The following is a 17,549-nucleotide window of genomic DNA, read 5'->3' as shown; positions in this document are numbered from 1 at the left end:
AAAAATAAAAAGTATGCACATGTGGATAAAAATATTCTGTCCGAAACTTATCCACTACTTGTTGCGTCATGGTAAACTGGATAACAGAAAATAGAATAGCAGAAGGGAAGCCTTCGCGGAAAGAGAGTCATATGGAATTATTTGATTTAATTAAAGCACTAATTTTAGGATTCGTAGAAGGAATGACGGAATTCGCGCCCGTTTCTTCGACAGGTCATTTGATTATTGTCGACGATATGTGGTTGAAGACAGAAGAATTCCTTGGGAAATATCCCGCAATTACGTTTAAGATCGTAATTCAGCTCGGTTCGATCTTAGCTGTAGTCGTTGTATTTTGGAAACGTCTATTTAGTTTAGTCGGTTTGTATAAAGTGGATAGCGGAGTGAAGATGAGTGAACGCTTCAACTTGCTGCACGTCATCGTCGGTATGTTGCCGGCTGTAATTTTCGGTTTTGCGTTCAAGGATTTGATCGATGATTATTTATTTGGCGTGGAAACGGTTATTTATGCGCTAGTTGCTGGTGCATTGCTGATGATTGCCGCGGATAAGTTTGGGCCTAAAAAGCCACGGGTACAGACGTTGGATCAGATTACATATAAACAGGCATTTACAGTGGGACTGGTTCAGTGTTTGTCATTGTGGCCAGGGTTCTCTCGTTCGGGTGCAACGATTTCCGGAGGTGTGTTGTTCGGGATGAATCACCGGACGGCTGCTGATTTTACGTTCATCATGGCGGTTCCGATTATGATGGGCGCGAGTCTAGTGTCGGTGTTGAAGAACTGGGAGTATATGTCGATGGATGCCATCGGGTTTTACGTGGTTGGTTTCTTGAGTGCGTTTGTATTCGCGCTGATTTCGATCCGTTTCTTCCTGAAGTTGATTTCGAAAGTCAAGCTGATGCCGTTTGCGATTTATCGTATTGTGTTGGCAGCAATCTTGGCAGTGATTGTGTTTTTATAAGAAGTAAGAGGACCTTTGCAGTAGTTGCAGAGGTCTTTTTTGTGCTAGAAGGCTGTTGGATGGGGGATGGGCGCTGCGGAGGGGACGCTTTCCTGAGGGCTCGCGGTGAGCTGATCCTCTGGGAGTCGCCCCTCCTCCGCACCAATCCCTTGTAAACTGAGTGGAATACACTTTCTATTGTGCATTGTATGAGGGATTGTAATCTATTTTTTATTAGTTTTTGACCCAACTTTGATTTAACTAGGTTCAAGGTTTTTTATTCATTCACATACTATTGATAGTAAGGGATATGCGTTTTTCACTCTATAGTTAGGATTGCAACGGAAGATAGGGGCGACTCCCGATGGCTCACCGCGGGCCCATGGGAAAGCGTCCCCTATCTGGAGTTGCAATCCCTTCATACTCAACAGTTTACTATTCCAGTTTTAAAGTACTGCATACGTCTTTCCTACTTCTGCAATTTCCGCCGAACCACTAAATGTTTTCTTTGCTTCATTTACTATTTCATTAATATCACCATGATGTGGCAAGTGGGTGAGGATGAGTTGCCCCACTTCTGCTTGCTCTGCCAATGCGCCTGCTTGACTACCGGCTAGGTGACCTGGTGCTTTACCGAGGTGTTCTTCGTAGAGATTGGCCTCGCAGAATACGATATCAGCGTGTTGCGAGAATGTCACGAGCTTGTCGGACCATTCCGTGTCGGCTGTGAAAACCGCGGATTGACCGTCTACTGTGAACTTCATGGCGAGACAGTATACGGGATGGATGGTTGGACAGAATGTGACGGTAAATGGACCGATTTGGACGGATTGATTTTCCCGGATTTCGATTCCTCGTGTTTGTTCTTTATATGTCAGCCTCTCAAATTGCTCTTTGTCTCGCGCGTGACTGTAAATGGGTAAGACGGGTGACGGTTGTCCGAGATAATACTGGATCAGGCGGCTGTATTGTAGGCTACCGATGTCCGCGATGTGATCCGCGTGATAGTGACTGATGACGACTGCGTCGAGCTGGTCCAGTTCGATATGATTTTGCAGGGAAGATAGTACGCCGCTACCGCAGTCAAATAAGCAATGAAATCCTTCGTGTTCGACGAGAAATGAAGAAGTGGCGCTGTTCGCTTTTGGGTAGCCGCCCCAGATACCTAAAGGGATGATATTCATAAGAGTTCCTCCTGTTTAGTTATTTTAGTACTTTCATTGTAAGTGAAGGATGAGTAAATGTCGTGAAAATAAGTAGTTCTTTTAAGATGCGGACTCTAAACGCCACCTTTCACTTTTGTGTCATCCAGTTCCAGCGGCTAGGATCTCGGGTCATAAGTCGTGCTGGTCGTGAGGCAAAGAGCGCCTCAAGTCCAGCCCGTCTTATGCCTGTCGATCCTAACGAGCCGCTTCCACTTTTGGTTCATCCAGTTACAGGTGGCAGAGTCTCGGGTCATAAGTCAAAGCTGCTGTGCGGCAAAAAACGCCGCTTCGCATCTTCGCCTTATGCCTGCCGACTCTAAACGCCACCTTTCACTTTTGTGTCATCCATGCGATAATGGAGAAAATACACTTTGAGGATGACGATATGAGTAAATTAGTGGAAATACAGTTAAATGCACAGGGCGCGGTGGCTGTGAAGAAGGGGTATCCTTTGATTTTGAAGGATGCTGTGATGACTAGTGAGATTCAGGCGAAGGAAGGTAGTTTGATTCGTCTGACGGATCGGTACCATAAGTATTTGGCTACGGGTTATTATGGAATTCAAAATAAAGGAATCGGCTGGGTGCTGACTTCGAATGAACGTGAAGAGATTGATTTTGATTTCTTTGATCAGAAAATGGCTACAGCTTTTGAGCGTCGTGAAGCGTATGCGAATGATCCGGATACGACGGCTTACCGTTTGTTTAATGGGGAAGGCGATGGGATCGGTGGTTTGACGATCGATTATTTCGATGGCTATTATATGGTGAGTTGGTACAGTGAAGGTATTTATGCGTTCCGTCACCATGTCTATAATGTGTTGGATAAGCGTGGGGATTATCAAGCGGTCTATGAGAAAAAGCGTTTTGATTCGAAGGGGCAGTATGTCGAGCAAGATGATTTTGTTAAAGGAACGCCAGGAGATTTCCCGATCATTATTAGGGAAAATGGCATGAACTTTGCGATTGATTTGAATGATGGCGCGATGACTGGGATTTTCCTTGATCAGCGTGATGTTCGCGAGGCCATTCGGGACAATTATTCGGAAGGTCGCGAAGTGTTGAATACGTTCTCTTATACCGGGGCATTTTCAGTTGCAGCTGCTCTAGGTGGTGCGGTGAAGACGACGAGTGTGGATTTGGCGAAGCGCAGTGTGGCGAAGACGATTGAGCAGTTCAGTGTCAATGGGATTGATTACGAGCAACAGGATATTAAGGTAATGGATGTTTTTGATTATTTCCGTTATGCGAAGCGTCATGACATGAAATTTGGATTAGTTGTACTGGATCCGCCGAGCTTTGCGCGTTCGAAGAAGTACACATTTAGTACAGCGAAGGATTATCCTATGCTAATGAAAGAAGCGATTGCGGTTACGGAGAAGAACGGTATTATTGTAGCTTCTACGAATAACGCAAGCTTCAGTATGAAGAAGTTCAAAGGCTTTATTGAGCAAGCTTTCAAAGAGACGGATATTCGCTATAAAGTACTGGAAGAATCTACATTACCAAGAGACTTCCGTACGCCACGAGACTATCCTGAATTTAATTATTTAAAAGTCGTTATTGTGCAGAAGTTGCGTTAATTCGACACAAAAACGTTGGGTGACAATGGCCATATTTCCTAGTACGATGGATCTAATGAAGTCGTGAAACGGGAGGTAAACGTATGAAACAACTACTTGCGCTGTTGGCTGCGGTATCTGTCTTAGTACTGACTGGCTGTTCCAATGTGTATAGTCAGGAAGACGGCTACCGCATGGCGATTATCAATCAAGGGTTCCCTGTTCCGAAAGAAGCGTATGAAGTGAAAGCGGAAGATTGTGTAGGGGAAATTTCTAAATCAGCGAAGTATAAGTTGAAGGGAATTGGCGACGCCGAAGGTAATCCGCCAGATCATTACTTGCGTACGATCGAGGAATGGGGTTGGACAGAAATGATGGATGACCGCAGAGGATCCATCCATTTCTATGAGAAACAAGGCAAGATCATCTCACTCAATATTAAAGAGAATGTCTTTGATGTATTTGAAATGACGAGCGCAACAGAATCATAGACAAGGTGGCGAGAGTATGGAGACGAAAAAACCGAAGCTAGACATAGAGAAACCTGTTGTTGCAAAAGCGTTCGATGTGTTGGTTATCGCTTTATTCGCTGCGGCTCTCGTCTATTTAATGTTGCAATGGAATCAATTCCCGGATCGTATTCCTGCGCATTTTGGTGCGGACGGGGAAGTGGACCGTTACGGTTCGAGGATGGAATTACTGCTGTTACCGGTCATTGGTCTAGTCATGTGGATAGGGATGGGGATATTAGAGAAGTATCCGCATACGTATAACTACTTGAATTTACGTTCGGATAACGTAGAAATCCAGTACCGCTATGGTGTGCTATTTATGAATGTCACCAAAAACATTTCGACACTATTATTTGTCTTTTTAATATGGCAGACGACCGATATCGCTTTGGCCCGAATCGATTCATTACACATGCCTCTCTTTATCACGATACTTGTCCTGTTATTCGGTTCGATGGGTGTTTATCTGTATAAAGTAATGAAATTATAAAGGGTAATTGAAACGAATACTTAATACTCTGCCAATAAATGAATCTATTGATCACCTCTTATCGTATACTTCTGATAAGAGGTGATTTTTTATGAAATGGAAACTGTTACTTGTCGGTTTACTCGCGTTCCTTGTGTTGCCGACGACAGCCGGGGCTGTAGATTTCAGTATTTCAGATGTGAAAATCAACGCACAGTTGGAAGCAGATGGTACCGTTCAAGTTAGGGAGCAGCATACGTATGACTTCGACAGTGAATTTAACGGGATCATTCGCGAAATTCAACCGAAAAGAGGAGCATCAATTGATGATTTTACCGCCTCTGAAAAGGGTAAACAGTTAGAAGTTGAAAAGCGAGGCGCGGAATATCGTGTACATCGAAAAGGAGACAGTGAAGTCATTGTCTTCGATTTGCAGTACACCATTCGCAATGGAATGGAAAAGTATAATGATGGTGCACAGTTCCACTGGCCATTTTTTGACCGTCGTAATGAAACCGACTATGGCAATATGACGATAACTATCGTGCCTCCTAGTAAAGCGTCTGACGCAATGTTCATAGGTTATGACAGTGCGGAAGAGACGGGAGAAGTACAAGCGGATGGTACGGTCGTATTTTCAGTAGGAGAGGTACATGCAGGAGATAATGGCGATATTCGCGTGATTTATGAGCCATCTTTATTTTCAGCAATGACAGCAATAGATCATGATATCCGCCCGACGGTGAAAGAGGATCAGGAAACAGCAGCTAGGCTACGTCAGGAGTTCATTGAGAACCAAAAGATTGTGGGCATTGTCGGTAGTGTGAGTGCTGCAGTGGGTATTCTCGGAGTCGGTTTGATTGGTTTCTTTGCGAATGCTAGGAAGAAAAGATACGTTCAGGAAGCGAACTATCAAATGGAGTCGAATGGCTTCTATGTTCCGACGAATGATATGAGCTTACCGGCAGTACTTCTTTTTAAGAAGGGAGTAGCTTCCGTCGAGCTAATGTCTGCGGCGCTACTGGATCTTGTCCGTAAAGGACATGTGAAACAATTATCTGATGAAGAGTTTGAGTTGGTCAATGCGAATGTCCAATTAGAACACGAAAAGCAACTGATTCAGCTGTTGTTTTTCCAAATTGGCCATGATCAAAAATTTACATTGAGCGAGTTGAAAAGTTACACAAAAGAACAGAAGAATTATGAAGCATTTGATAAGAAATTTGTTATGTGGAAAGATCTTCTAAAGGCGGAATTGAATGAATATGAACTGAAGGTCAAGACTACGAAAGAACGCGTAATCCTTAGTTTGATTGGTGTGCTTGGCATCGGATTCGCGATCGCCTTTATTTATTATGAATTGTATGTGCCACTAGTGATAGTGGGAATTTTGACGTTGAGTGCATTCGGATTTGCGTTGTTTTACAGTCCGTATAATGCTAAAGGGACTTTGCTCAAACTTGAATGGGAGGGGGTGGAGCGATGGATGAAAGAACTAGACACGAAGAAATGGGAAGGATTATCGCTTGATGATCGATTCCGTGTGTTGATTTACGGAGTAGGCGTGAAGCATCCTGAACTGGACGCATATTATCAGGATTTCGTCAGTGCCCAAAAGCTGCTTGATCAACATCGTACCCGTAACGAAGAAAGACATCGACAGAATGCAGGGGACGCGCAGTATGAAAACTCTTATTATGGGGGCGCGGTCTATAATCCGGTATTCCTCGCAGGTTCTTTCAATCAAGCGTCGTCCAATGTATCAAACAACGCTCCAAGCAGTGACAGTGGCAGTAGCGGTGGAGGAGGAACTGGCGGTGGTGGCGGAGGATCGGGTGCGTTTTAAAGGAAGTTAAAGGAGTGAACAAAGTGAGTAAAACAATAGTTTGGTTCCGAAAAGATCTGCGTTTGCATGATCATCCGGCATTAGTAGAGGCGGCAGCACATGGTGAAGTGTTGCCCGTTTTCATTTTACCGGAAACGCGTTACGCAGCGTCCGATTGGTGGTTACATCACAGTTTGCTGGAACTAATCGAGCGCTTTGCGGAACAGCAGATTCAGTTCGTGGTCAGACAAGGATCGCCAGTTGAACAGTTCATAAAGTTACTAGATGAAAGCGGAGCTGATCAGCTGGTGTTCAATGAATTATATGATCCGGAAAGCCGCGCGGCCGAACGTGAAGTGGCAGAGGCTTGTGAGAAAAACCATGTTCAAGTGCGTTCATTCCAAGGGTCCTTACTCGTTGCGCCGGATGCGATATTTACTAAAACGAATCAGCCATATAAAGTATTTACACCGTTTTGGAAGCGACTGCGCCAAGAACCGATTGCGACACCGCTTGCAGTTCCTGAACTAGTTCCGTCTACAGCTACCCTACAGTCATTGCCTGCGGATGAATGGGGACTGTTATCGGATTACCCTTGGTATGACAAGCTTGCGAATCATTGGCGACCTGGCGAAAAAGCCGCGATAAAATGTTGGGAAGCGTTCCGAGATAGTGGATTGTACGATTATTTAGTGGGACGGGATCTTCCTGCGCAATCTAGTGTTTCCCGGCTGTCTCCTTACTTGGCTTGGGGAAATGTGAGCGTACGTTCGTTATGGTACGGTGCGTTAGCAGCTGCGGATGATGTCGGCGATCAGCAAGTGGAAGCTTTTATTCGACAATTGGCGTGGCGAGATTTCGATAATTATCAGCTACTGTATTTTCCGGAGATGTTGACGAAGCCTGTGCGACCGGAGTTTGAAAAATTTCCGTGGCAGACTGCAGACAATCAGCTAGAGGCGTGGAAAACAGGGCATACTGGCTATCCGTTAGTCGATGCGGGAATGCGTGAATTATGGGAAACCGGCTATATGCATAATCGTGTGCGAATGGTCGTAGCTTCCTTTTTGATTAAGCATTTATTGATCGATTGGCGAGAAGGCATGGCGTGGTTTGAGGAGACGCTGGTAGATTTGGATTTAGCGAACAATGCGATGGGGTGGCAATGGGTGGCAGGCAGTGGTTTTGATGCATCGCCGTACTTTAGAGTATTTAATCCAATTCTTCAGGCGGAGAAATTCGACGGAGAAGCGCGGTATATAAAAAAATGGCTGCCCGAGTTAACGGACATGCCAGTAAAGTACGTATTTCAACCGGCGGAAGCACCGAATGACGTGTTGGAATCAGCAGGAATCACGATAGGTACATCTTATCCTGCTCCAATTGTTGATCATCGAGCTGCTCGTGCACGTGCATTGGCAGCGTATGATACATGTAAGAATATTTAAATATGTTCAATCGATTCAAGTAGGCGAATATGTTGCAAATTCAGCTGATCCGCCCACATGAATGCTCCGTATCCGCCCAGATAAAATTCGGTACTAGGATGTTGGCCTGCAAACTCGTCCAGCTCCAGTATCATCTGTGGATCTTTCTCAAATGGAAACGTAGTGGATGTCGACAGCAACACTTTGGCTGGCTGAATCTTCTCTACAAGAGACTGGATAGCGCCCGGAGCCGGTAAGGATCCAATCATCGCTGTACGCCAACCTTTTAACATCAATTGCAATAAAATAATATGCACCGGAATTTCATGCGATTCATGAGGAAGACAAGCGCCAAGTAATAGGGGGGAGTCTTCCCGATAGTGAAAATTGCGCCGTAGTTGGACGAGTTGATCGCGTACGACCAGACTCGACAACGCCTCTTGATATTCATCCCACTCACCGCTTGCCCAGTGATCGCCTACCTCCTGTAAAAACGGGATGACGATTTGCTGGAGATACCGTTCAAGTCCTAATCGATGGTAGGCGGCTTGCAAGGAGAAGTTTAACTCTAACTCATCACACCTTTTACCATGGCGCAATAAATCACGCACTGTATCCTCTACATACATTTCTTCAGGATTTGAAGGAGTAGTGGAGTTCTTCTGGGATTTTGCCATATCAGCTGCTTGCGATAGCGCAAAACCATCTTCTGCATAACGCTTCATCCGTAAAAATAACTGAATATCTTCGTCACGATAGATTCGATAGCCATTATCGAGACGTTGTGGAATCACGATATCATAGCGCTCTTCCCACTTCCTCAAGACTTGCCTCGACAAGCCTGTGTGATCTGCAACCTGTTTAATTGTATAGGTAGGAGTTTCAGATGACGGCTTCAAAGCAATCAACCTTTCTATGTACTAGAATGAGCGAACTATCACCGTTTTGTTGTTCTTGACTAACATTATACATAGATTTGACGAGTTACGTCAAATCTGTTAATTTTACATTCTAGGGCGGTGTCGAAATGAAAATTACACATATTGTACAAGGTACGTGGATAGGTATAGTAACAGGGATTTTTCTCGCTCTGTTCTTGAAAGTCATACAGTCGTTCACGGAAGAAAAAGTGTATACATTATTATTGAATGTAGATTACATACCCATCGTAAAAGAGTATCAATTTCCGGAAGTGATTGAAGTGTTTTTCCATCTGATCGTTTCGGTCGTGCTCTGTATCATCCTGGTGATTTTGTATAATAAAAGTAATGGTTTTATCCGCAACCACGCGATTCTTTTCCCTTTTCTAGTGAATGTCGCCATCGGATTAGTATTGTATCCGACGACTTCATTTTCTGACCGAACGCCAACAGTCACGAACACGACTTCTCTGTTTTGGTGGATCGCGGGACACGCTGCGTATGGCTTATTCATTGGAGTTTTGATCAGCAGGAAATCAAAAAGTATGAGATAGATGCATACGAGTCAATTATTCTAGTATTTATGAATAGAACTATGTATAATCAACTGTAACCTAACATTGTACAAAGTTTAAACGGCATAGAAAATAGCCAGTTGTTTGTGTGAGTAGAAGAAAAAGGAGAATTCCAACATGTGGATCACTAAAAAGCGTAAGACACCATCGTTTATTCAATCTATTTCCTCTGTTCCTGTCAAATGATGATTGGTGATATCCAGGATTTTCAGAACATATGTAAATCTACAAAACGTGATTACATCGATAGGTGGCGTATCGAAAGAAGTCGTTTCAACTTCTTATCAGCTTGAAGAAGCGATAAATGTCCTATAAAAGGAAGTGAGTATGAATGTTTTTAGCTTGGAGTGAAATCAAAAAGAATAAATTACGGTTTTTATTAATCACATCCATTTTGCTATTGGTGTCGTTCCTCGTATTCTTCCTATCTGGACTGGCAAACGGATTAGCCAGCATGAACAGGGAAGCGATCGATACGTGGAAAGTGGATGCCGTTTTACTGACAGAGGAATCCGACAAAAGTTTATACGAATCCGCGCTCAACAAGGAAGTAGCCGATGAGCTCAATGCGAAAGAAACCGCTGTTGTCAGCCAAATGGGGGCCATCGCGAGCAACGGAGATCAAAAGCAAAATGTTATGCTTTTCGGTATTGATAGAGAAGAGTTCATCAAGCCGGAAGTCACTGAAGGAGACCCGACGTTTTACGTTCAAAACGGTGTCGTAGCATCGGATGTATTGAAAGATGAAGGCTTTAAGATCGGAGACACGCTTGAATTGTCATCATCTGATACAGAATTGACGATTGTGGGCTTCACGAAAAAAGCTCGTTTTAATGCATCACCTATTCTCTATATGAAGTTACATGATATGCAGAAAATTAAATACGGTGACGCCTATACAATGAATAAAGACGTGGTCAATGCGATTGTCATCAAAGACAAAGACTGGGATACGCTTTCTTTACCAGACAATATAGAAATCATAGAAACCGAAACATTTATCGAGAATCTTCCAGGCTATACAGAGCAGAATTTGACGTTAACATATATGATTTACTTCCTATTTGTCATCTCGGCAGCAATCGTTGCCATCTTCTTGTACGTGTTGACAGTACAGAAAATCAGCATGTTTGGTCTAATGAAAGCGCAAGGAATTTCCAGCGCCTATTTGGCCAGATCAGTTGTCGCACAGACATTCATTCTGGCACTAATCGGGGTTGTTCTCGCATTTGGCCTGACCTTACTGGCGGGAAGCTTCCTGCCCAATGCAGTTCCGATTATGTTTGATATACCTACCATGATACTTTATGGTTTGATTTTAATAGCGGTAGCAATTCTTGGAGCTGTCATTTCGGTATGGACGATTATCCGCATTGATCCGCTCGAAGCGATAGGAGGGTAAACGATGGTACTGGAATTACGAAAAGCGAAAAAGACGTTCGGTGAAGGCAATACGCTTGTGGAGGCGATGAAAGAGACCAACTTCATAGTCGAACGTGGCGAATTGGTCGCAGTCATCGGCCCGTCCGGTTCAGGTAAAAGTACGTTCTTGACGGTAGCTGGCGGTTTGCAAACGCCAAGCGTAGGGCAAGTCATCATTAACGGCAAAGAGTTATCGCAGCTAAATGAAAAGCAGCGTTCTAAAGTCCGTTTGCAAGAAATTGGGTTTATATTGCAAGCTTCCAATCTTGTGCCGTTTCTCACTGTCGACGAGCAGCTAGAATTGCTGAATAAAGTAAAGAAAGACAATATGTCGAAAGACGAGCAACGGAAGTTATACGATGATTTAGGCATTACCAAGCTGCATAAAAATTATCCATCCGATTTATCGGGCGGCGAGCGGCAGCGTGTGGCGATTGCCAAAGCGTTGTTCAGTAAGCCATCGATACTTTTAGCAGATGAGCCTACCGCTTCACTCGATTCCGATCGAGCGTTTGAAGTAATGGAGTTGTTGCGTAATGAAACGAAGTCCAATCAGACCGCAACCATTGTCGTGACACATGATGTACGGCTGATTAAATACGTAGATAAAGTGTATAAGATGACGGATGGTGTGTTGAAGCTGGAGAGTGCAGCTGAGGTGGGTTTGGGTTTGACTGAGTGATTGGATGTTAGATGTTTAATGAGATAAACGCTTCGGGCGGCCGATTTATGGCTTTCCGAAGCGTTTTTTTGGTGGTGAGGTTGTGGAGGGGGGCGTGAAGTCGCGGCTGCGCTCAATACTTTTGGTTATCCGCTCTATGCGACGCGCCACCCGCTCAACGCAGAGGGTTAACCGCTCATAATGCGGTGCGAGCGCTCAATCCCGCGGGCTATCCGCTCTATGTGATGTGTTATCCGCTCAATCGGGCAATTCATTGTGGAGTTGCTTATAAATTTCTTGTGGGCGCTCAATGTTGCCGGCTATCCGCTCTATGCGACGCGCCATCCGCTCAATGCGGCGGGTTAACCGCTCATAAAACGGTGCGAGCGCTCAATCCCGCTAGCTATCCGCTCTATGTGACGTGTTATTCGCTCAATCCCAAGTTTAGTCGTGGGGTTGCTTACAAATTTCGTGGGGGCGCTCAATGTTTCCGACTAACCGCTCTATGCGACGCGCCATCCGCTCAATTCGGCGGGTTAACCGCTCATAAAACCACACGAGCGCTCAATGTTCCGAGCTATCCGCTCAATCAAACACACAATCCGCTCATAAAGCCCCACATCCGACCGCTCTACACTCCAACCATCACCCGAGCAAACCCGCCACCATCTTCCGAGCAGCCGTAATATCCTTCGTTCCGTGCACCAACATCCGACCATCGCGGAATAATACGAGGCGATGGTTGTGATATTCACAGGAAACCAGATACGGGTTTTGTTTTAAATTGGAGACGATATCGCGGATGGACTCCGCAAAAGGGATTAGTTCTACTTGTCGGTTTTTCGGCCATGTTAGTTGTACGGTGTCGCGTCCGCATAGCACAGCGGTCCGAACGACTTCATTGGCAGACAAATAAGGATAGACAGGGGTGTCTGAGCAACTTGGACAATTGGGTTTCTTCAAGCTTTGTACGTTCATTGCGGCGCGTTCACCTGTCCATAGATCGACCGATTCGAGGCGTGGTTCCATCGTAGCGCCCGTTATATACTTCAGCAGTTCGGCGGTTTGACGGGCGGCGGTCGTGACGACGATGGGCGAGATGACGCCGACTGTATCGCATGTCAAAGACTGTGGCGGCAAAGCTTCGAGCAGGCAATGCAGGCAGGGCGTTCCTTCTTTTACGCCAATAGGAAATGTCAGCCCGTAGCTTCCGACGCAAGCGCCCATGAAGAATGGAATGCCGAGTTGTAGGGCAGCGTCGTTTGCGAGTAATCGAGTTTCGATATTATCTGTGCCGTCGAGAATGAATGGATGGCCTTCGAATAGTTCGAGGACGTTTTCGGGCGTGACGTCCGCCACAATCCCACGAACTTTCACGTCGCTGTTGATTGCACGCAATCGACTTTCCGCTGCGATCGCTTTAGGTAATTGATCGATAACGTCTTGCTCCGTGTATAATTGTTGTCTATGCAGATTGGTCCACTCCAAAATATCGCGGTCGACAATCGTCAGTTCGCCGACACCCGCGCGCACTAGCATCTCCGCTCCGGCAGAACCGAGTGCACCAGCTCCTAAGACGAAAACTTTTGCCTCGCGAATACGCTGTTGACCAACTGGTCCGATGGGGGCAAACAGCTCTTGCCGAGAATATTTACTAATCAATTCGTCACAAGCCCTTCAGTTGGACTACTAGCTACGCCATAGTCACGCACTGGCATACGCCCAGCTTTATAACCGAGACGTCCCGCTTCGATCGCCAACTTCATTGCTTCCGCCATCATGATAGGATTGGCGGCTTCGGATACTGCCGTATTCAACAATACACCGTCTGCTCCGAGTTCCATCGCAAAAGCCGCGTCTTTTGGCGAGCCGACGCCAGCGTCAATGATGACGGGCACATTGGATTGCTCGATGATGAATGATAGATTCAGTGGGTTCAGAATGCCTCTGCCCGAACCGATTGGCGCAGCGCCTGGCATGATAGCGTGAACGCCTAATTCGCATAGTTTTCTCGCGAGCACCACATCGTCTGACGTATAAGGTAATACAATGAAGCCTTCTTCTAACAGCATTTCAGACGCACGTAATGTTTCCACGGGATCAGGGAGTAATGAACGGCTACACCCGATGATTTCAACTTTTACCATGTCGCATAGTCCGGATGCTTTGGCGAGACGTGCGATATGTACGGCTTCTTCTGCTGTATTCGCTCCTGCCGTATTCGGTAGCAATGTATAGCGCGTTAAATCTAGTTGCTCGAGGAAATTGGGTTGTGATTTTTCGAAAATATCCATGCGTCGTACCGCAAACGTCAGGATTTCTGCTTCCGACACCGCAACAGCTTGCTTTTGTATGTCAAATGAAGGGTATTTCCCTGTACCTAGTAATAACCGTGAAGAGAATTCTTTATCTGCAATTTTTAACATCTTCATCCGCCTCCTACAAAATGTATGATTTCAATTTGATCTCGGTCCATAATCGGTGCATCGTAGTACTCTTTCTGCAAAATCTCTTTGTTTTTCTCTACAATCAAAATACGATCACCAAGTCCTAAATGCTCAAGTAACTGCTGGATCGTCCCTACTTCCGGAACGACGGAATACGACTTACCGTTCAGGTCAATCACTTTCTCCACTAGATACCACTCCTTTTCTATAACCTTGTAAGACGTTTAGTGAACGCATAGGGGATAATACGGCCGCACCTGCTACGTTGTTTCGCTGTAAGTCGAGCAAGTGATGCGGCTGAATTCCGCCAATTGCATACACAGGAATCGGACTACGCTCTGCAATAGAAAACAATTCTTCCGTTCCGCGTGCTGGGAGTCCGGGCTTCGAATTCGTTTCGAAAACATGGCCGTATAAGAGCCAGTCCGCTCCTTCTTGCACAGCTTCTTTTGCTTCTGCCGATGAATGAATCGAGCAACCGAAAGTGAGCTTGGGAAATTTCCGTTGTGCATCCCGTAACGACATGCCATAACTAGTCAGTTGCACTTTTTTGATGTTCAACCTGCTCGCCAGGTGAGGTCTAGCGTGTAGAATGAGCCGGTCGAGTGAAAATCCACTGCTTGCAAGACGTGTGATCAAATCTTCCAACTGTTCATCTGTCTTGGACTTTTCCCGCAAAATAATGGCATCAAGATACGGTGCTGTTTGTTGCAAGTGTAGTGTTAGTTCCTCAACCGAAAGACGGTCGTCGGTCACGCCAAGTAATTTCATTCATTCACCTCCAATAGAAAAAACCACTTCCTGAATCGGAAAGTGGTAGAAATGTCGACAGAAATATTTACGGAACGACTCGCCACTTCCCTCCGCAGGTGCTAGCCTGTTCAGGTAATAAGGGTTTCAGAGCCACACTCTTTTCTCAGTCCTTGTAAAGGATTCCCCTAATGGTCAAAATATTTGGTTTTCAGAACTAGCGTATCATGTGCGCGGTGGAATGAAAAGGATTTCTTTTATAACAGTAACAAAGCATCCAAATCAAGAATTTCCACCGTTTTCATGCCGGATTGTCGAATCCAACCAGACTCTTCGAAGACAGTTAATTTTCGACTGATCGTTTCGGGTGTCGTTCCGAGGTGAGAGGCAAGGTCTTTGCGACTCATTGGTAATTCGACTTTCAATTGACGTTGTTCTTCTGATAAATCGGCCAGGTAAAGGGCGATCCGCGTTTCTGCAGATTCCATGCCGATTCGCGCTGCCCGTTGTTCTGTCCGGCCGAGGCGGGAGGAGAATTCCTCCAACATTTTCAATGAAATCGCGGGATGCTTTTGCAGCAGTTGTTGCATTTGGTCTCGTTGAATGACGCATAATTCTACGGGTTCGAGTGTTTCTGCATAGGCGTCATGAGGTTTGGCATCAAATAACGATAGCTCGCCCGTGAAATCTCCCGGTTCTAAAATTCGTACGATCTGCTCTTTTCCGTTTTCCGACAGACGGTATACTTTGATTCGTCCTTTATGCAAGATATACAGGCCTTCGGAGCGGTCGCCTTCGTTGTAAATAATTTTCCCCCGTGGATAGGGGGTGCTTCGTGCGAGTTCTACAATGCGCTTCATCTGATCTGTTTCCAAGTGATTGAACAGTGGAACAAGCGATACACACATACTATGATCGGTCGTGTTATTGTGGGGCTGCTGACTCATTCACTTTCACCTCGTTTACCTTTCGATTGGACGCTCTGTCACTAGTATAGCGTATTAATCGAATGGCGTTCAATATGACAAGGAGTACACTCGCTTCGTGGACGAGCATTCCGGATGCTAGGAAGACTTTGCCTAGCAGTACGCCAATTAACAGGAGGAATACTGTGCCAACTGCGAAAAATGTATTTTGTTTCATATTGTTAACCGTTGCTTTCGATAAGGCATACGCATGGGCGAATTGATCAAGTCGATCCGCCATCAAGACGATATCCGCTGTTTCCATGGAAATGTCGGTTCCGCCTTTACCCATCGCGAGCCCAATATCTGCAGTGGCAATGGCAGGCGCGTCATTGATTCCGTCACCCGCCATAGCGACTCGGTGTCCTTGCTTTTTCAATTTTTGTACAGCTGCTACTTTCTCTTCGGGTAACAACTCTGCATGGACATTGTCGAGACCAAGTTGTTCACCGACTAGGCGAGCTGTATGAACATTGTCGCCCGTTAGCATAATCATTTGTTTAATCCCATTTTGTCGTAGTTTGGCGAGAGCAGCTGCGGCTTCCGGACGGATTTGATCCGCAATGGAAATAATACCTGCGATTTCTCCACGAATGCTAATGAACACAGCCGTATTGCCTGCTTTTTCTCGTTTGGATGCATAGGCTTCGATGTCTGGAGAAATAGGTACCCCTTGTAAAACCATCAGCTTTCGGTTGCCGGCTGCGAGTTGCTGTCCCTCTACATCCGCTAGAATTCCGTTACCTTTCATAACTTCTGCATCTTGTGCTTGATGTTTTAACTGAATCGAGCGTTTTTTGGCTTCACGGACAATGGTTTGACCGAGATGGTGTTCAGACAGTAGTTCAGCTTCTGCAGTTAGGCGCAGTAGCTCCTCTTTTTCGATGCCAAAGCTATGAATATCGGTTACTTCGGGACGTCCTTTTGTCAAAGTACCTGTTTTATCAAAGACGACAGTGTCGATTTTCGCCAATTGCTCCATCACGTCGCCACCTTTAATGAGCACACCATGACGGGCTCCGTTTCCAATTCCCGCTACGATCGAGACGGGAGCGGAAATGACAAGAGCGCCTGGACAAGCAATGACAAGGAATGTCAATGTCATTTCGATGTTACGTGTGAATAGGTAGACGACGATCGATAGAATGACGATGGAAGGTGTATAAATAGTGGCGAATCGCTCAAGGAATTTTTGCGTTTTGGACTTAGCTTCCTGTGCTTCTTCGACTAGCTCGATAATACGAGCAAATGTTGTATCGTCACCTACGCGTTCTGCAAGTATTTCGATATATCCATGGTCGACCAATGTACCGCTGAATACTGGATCGTCTAACGATTTGGCAGCGGGTACCGATTCACCTGTGATGGCGGCTTCATTGATAGACGCATTTCCTGTAACAATCGGCCCATCGACTGGTACTTGTTCGCCTGAACGAACGATGACCCGGTCGCCGATTTCTACATCATCCACGGCCATCGTCACTATGCTACCATCCCGAAGGACACTCGCTTCTAGCGGCGCCAGATCGACAAGTGCTTTGAGGGAAGAGCGTGTTTTCTCCATTGTGCGAATTTCAAGCAGTGCCCCGAATAAAAATAGGAATGTCACTGCAGCGGATTCTACATATTCGCCAATAAACAGTGCGCCGATTACTGCGATCGTAACGAGAAGTTCAATACTGAAAGCTTTCATGCGGATAGCTTTCCAAGCTTTTATGGCGATTGGAGTACCAGCAAGTAATGTGGCGGTGATTAATGTAAATTGACGCGCATCATGAAAGCCTGCGAAGTGCAAAATGATGGCTGTGACAAGCAAAAACGCGGATATAGCAGTGATCCGTACGGTTTGTTTTGCGTTCATTGGAATGC

General features: G+C 45.5%; 17 protein-coding genes and 1 riboswitch. Of the genes, 9 read left to right on the top strand and 8 right to left on the bottom strand.

Annotated elements, in window-relative coordinates; genetic code table 11:
* Positions 1-131: 131 nt before the first annotated feature.
* Positions 132-962, top strand: coding sequence for an undecaprenyl-diphosphate phosphatase (locus CSV61_RS10375; protein ID WP_083034668.1), 831 nt, complete (start codon positions 132-134; stop codon positions 960-962).
* A 425-nt stretch (positions 963-1,387) separates the two neighbouring features.
* Here the strand turns inward: CSV61_RS10375 and CSV61_RS10370 are convergent, their stop codons facing one another.
* A complete protein-coding gene (locus tag CSV61_RS10370) occupies positions 1,388-2,125 on the bottom strand; it encodes an MBL fold metallo-hydrolase (RefSeq protein WP_099639170.1) in 738 nt (245 codons plus the stop codon).
* Between the two features lie 406 nt (positions 2,126-2,531).
* Between CSV61_RS10370 and CSV61_RS10365 the strand changes: the two genes are divergently transcribed.
* The 5 genes from CSV61_RS10365 (at position 2,532) to CSV61_RS10345 (ending at position 7,961) form a co-directional block, all read left to right on the top strand.
* Positions 2,532-3,728, top strand: coding sequence for a class I SAM-dependent rRNA methyltransferase (locus CSV61_RS10365; RefSeq protein ID WP_099639169.1), 1,197 nt, complete (start codon positions 2,532-2,534; stop codon positions 3,726-3,728).
* A gap of 83 nt (positions 3,729-3,811) precedes the next feature.
* On the top strand, positions 3,812-4,198 hold the full coding sequence (locus tag CSV61_RS10360; RefSeq protein WP_099639168.1) for a hypothetical protein: 387 nt from the start codon (positions 3,812-3,814) through the stop codon (positions 4,196-4,198).
* A gap of 16 nt (positions 4,199-4,214) precedes the next feature.
* Positions 4,215-4,709 (top strand): DUF1648 domain-containing protein, encoded by a 495-nt coding sequence (locus tag CSV61_RS10355; RefSeq protein WP_099639167.1) that lies wholly within the window; start codon positions 4,215-4,217, stop codon positions 4,707-4,709.
* 91 nt (positions 4,710-4,800) lie between these two features.
* Complete coding sequence (locus CSV61_RS10350; protein WP_099639166.1) at positions 4,801-6,534, top strand: DUF2207 domain-containing protein; 1,734 nt, start codon at positions 4,801-4,803, stop codon at positions 6,532-6,534.
* A 23-nt stretch (positions 6,535-6,557) separates the two neighbouring features.
* A complete protein-coding gene (locus CSV61_RS10345) occupies positions 6,558-7,961 on the top strand; it encodes a cryptochrome/photolyase family protein (RefSeq protein WP_143561089.1) in 1,404 nt (467 codons plus the stop codon).
* Here the strand turns inward: CSV61_RS10345 and CSV61_RS10340 are convergent.
* Complete coding sequence (locus tag CSV61_RS10340; RefSeq protein WP_158233836.1) at positions 7,958-8,839, bottom strand: MerR family transcriptional regulator; 882 nt, start codon at positions 8,837-8,839, stop codon at positions 7,958-7,960. The two genes, CSV61_RS10345 and CSV61_RS10340, sit on opposite strands and share 4 nt — an antisense overlap.
* Before the next feature lie 128 nt (positions 8,840-8,967).
* Between CSV61_RS10340 and CSV61_RS10335 the strand changes: the two genes are divergently transcribed.
* The 3 genes from CSV61_RS10335 to CSV61_RS10325 all read left to right on the top strand — a co-directional run bounded on the left by CSV61_RS10335 (position 8,968) and on the right by CSV61_RS10325 (position 11,539).
* Positions 8,968-9,414, top strand: a complete 447-nt coding sequence (locus CSV61_RS10335) for a hypothetical protein (RefSeq protein WP_099639163.1) — start codon at positions 8,968-8,970, stop codon at positions 9,412-9,414.
* Between the two features lie 352 nt (positions 9,415-9,766).
* Complete coding sequence (locus CSV61_RS10330; RefSeq protein WP_099639162.1) at positions 9,767-10,837, top strand: ABC transporter permease; 1,071 nt, start codon at positions 9,767-9,769, stop codon at positions 10,835-10,837.
* A gap of 3 nt (positions 10,838-10,840) precedes the next feature.
* Positions 10,841-11,539, top strand: a complete 699-nt coding sequence (locus CSV61_RS10325) for an ABC transporter ATP-binding protein (RefSeq protein WP_099639161.1) — start codon at positions 10,841-10,843, stop codon at positions 11,537-11,539.
* A gap of 624 nt (positions 11,540-12,163) precedes the next feature.
* On the opposite strand, the gene CSV61_RS10320 is transcribed toward CSV61_RS10325, so the two are convergent.
* The 6 genes from CSV61_RS10320 to CSV61_RS10295 form a co-directional block, all read right to left on the bottom strand.
* A complete protein-coding gene (locus CSV61_RS10320) occupies positions 12,164-13,180 on the bottom strand; it encodes a ThiF family adenylyltransferase (RefSeq protein ID WP_099639160.1) in 1,017 nt (338 codons plus the stop codon).
* Complete coding sequence (locus tag CSV61_RS10315; RefSeq protein ID WP_099639159.1) at positions 13,177-13,950, bottom strand: thiazole synthase; 774 nt, start codon at positions 13,948-13,950, stop codon at positions 13,177-13,179. The genes CSV61_RS10320 and CSV61_RS10315 overlap by 4 nt, the downstream gene beginning before the upstream one ends.
* Entirely contained in the window at positions 13,947-14,153 is a 207-nt protein-coding gene (gene thiS / locus CSV61_RS10310; RefSeq protein WP_083034681.1) for a sulfur carrier protein ThiS, read from the bottom strand. The genes CSV61_RS10315 and thiS overlap by 4 nt, the downstream gene beginning before the upstream one ends.
* A complete protein-coding gene (locus CSV61_RS10305) occupies positions 14,137-14,736 on the bottom strand; it encodes a thiamine phosphate synthase (RefSeq protein WP_099639158.1) in 600 nt (199 codons plus the stop codon). The genes thiS and CSV61_RS10305 overlap by 17 nt, the downstream gene beginning before the upstream one ends.
* 70 nt (positions 14,737-14,806) lie before the next feature.
* A riboswitch (TPP riboswitch) is annotated at positions 14,807-14,915 on the bottom strand.
* Positions 14,916-14,972: 57 nt separating this feature from the next.
* Complete coding sequence (locus tag CSV61_RS10300; protein ID WP_099639157.1) at positions 14,973-15,662, bottom strand: Crp/Fnr family transcriptional regulator; 690 nt, start codon at positions 15,660-15,662, stop codon at positions 14,973-14,975.
* Complete coding sequence (locus tag CSV61_RS10295) at positions 15,640-17,541, bottom strand: heavy metal translocating P-type ATPase (RefSeq protein WP_099639156.1); 1,902 nt, start codon at positions 17,539-17,541, stop codon at positions 15,640-15,642. The genes CSV61_RS10300 and CSV61_RS10295 overlap by 23 nt, the downstream gene beginning before the upstream one ends.
* Positions 17,542-17,549: the final 8 nt, after the last annotated feature.

This window comes from Sporosarcina sp. P3 (assembly GCF_002743415.1).
GTDB lineage: Bacteria > Bacillota > Bacilli > Bacillales_A > Planococcaceae > Sporosarcina > Sporosarcina ureae_A.
The sequence above is the reverse complement of the archived record's forward strand: the minus strand, read 5'-3'. Positions and strand labels throughout refer to the sequence as shown.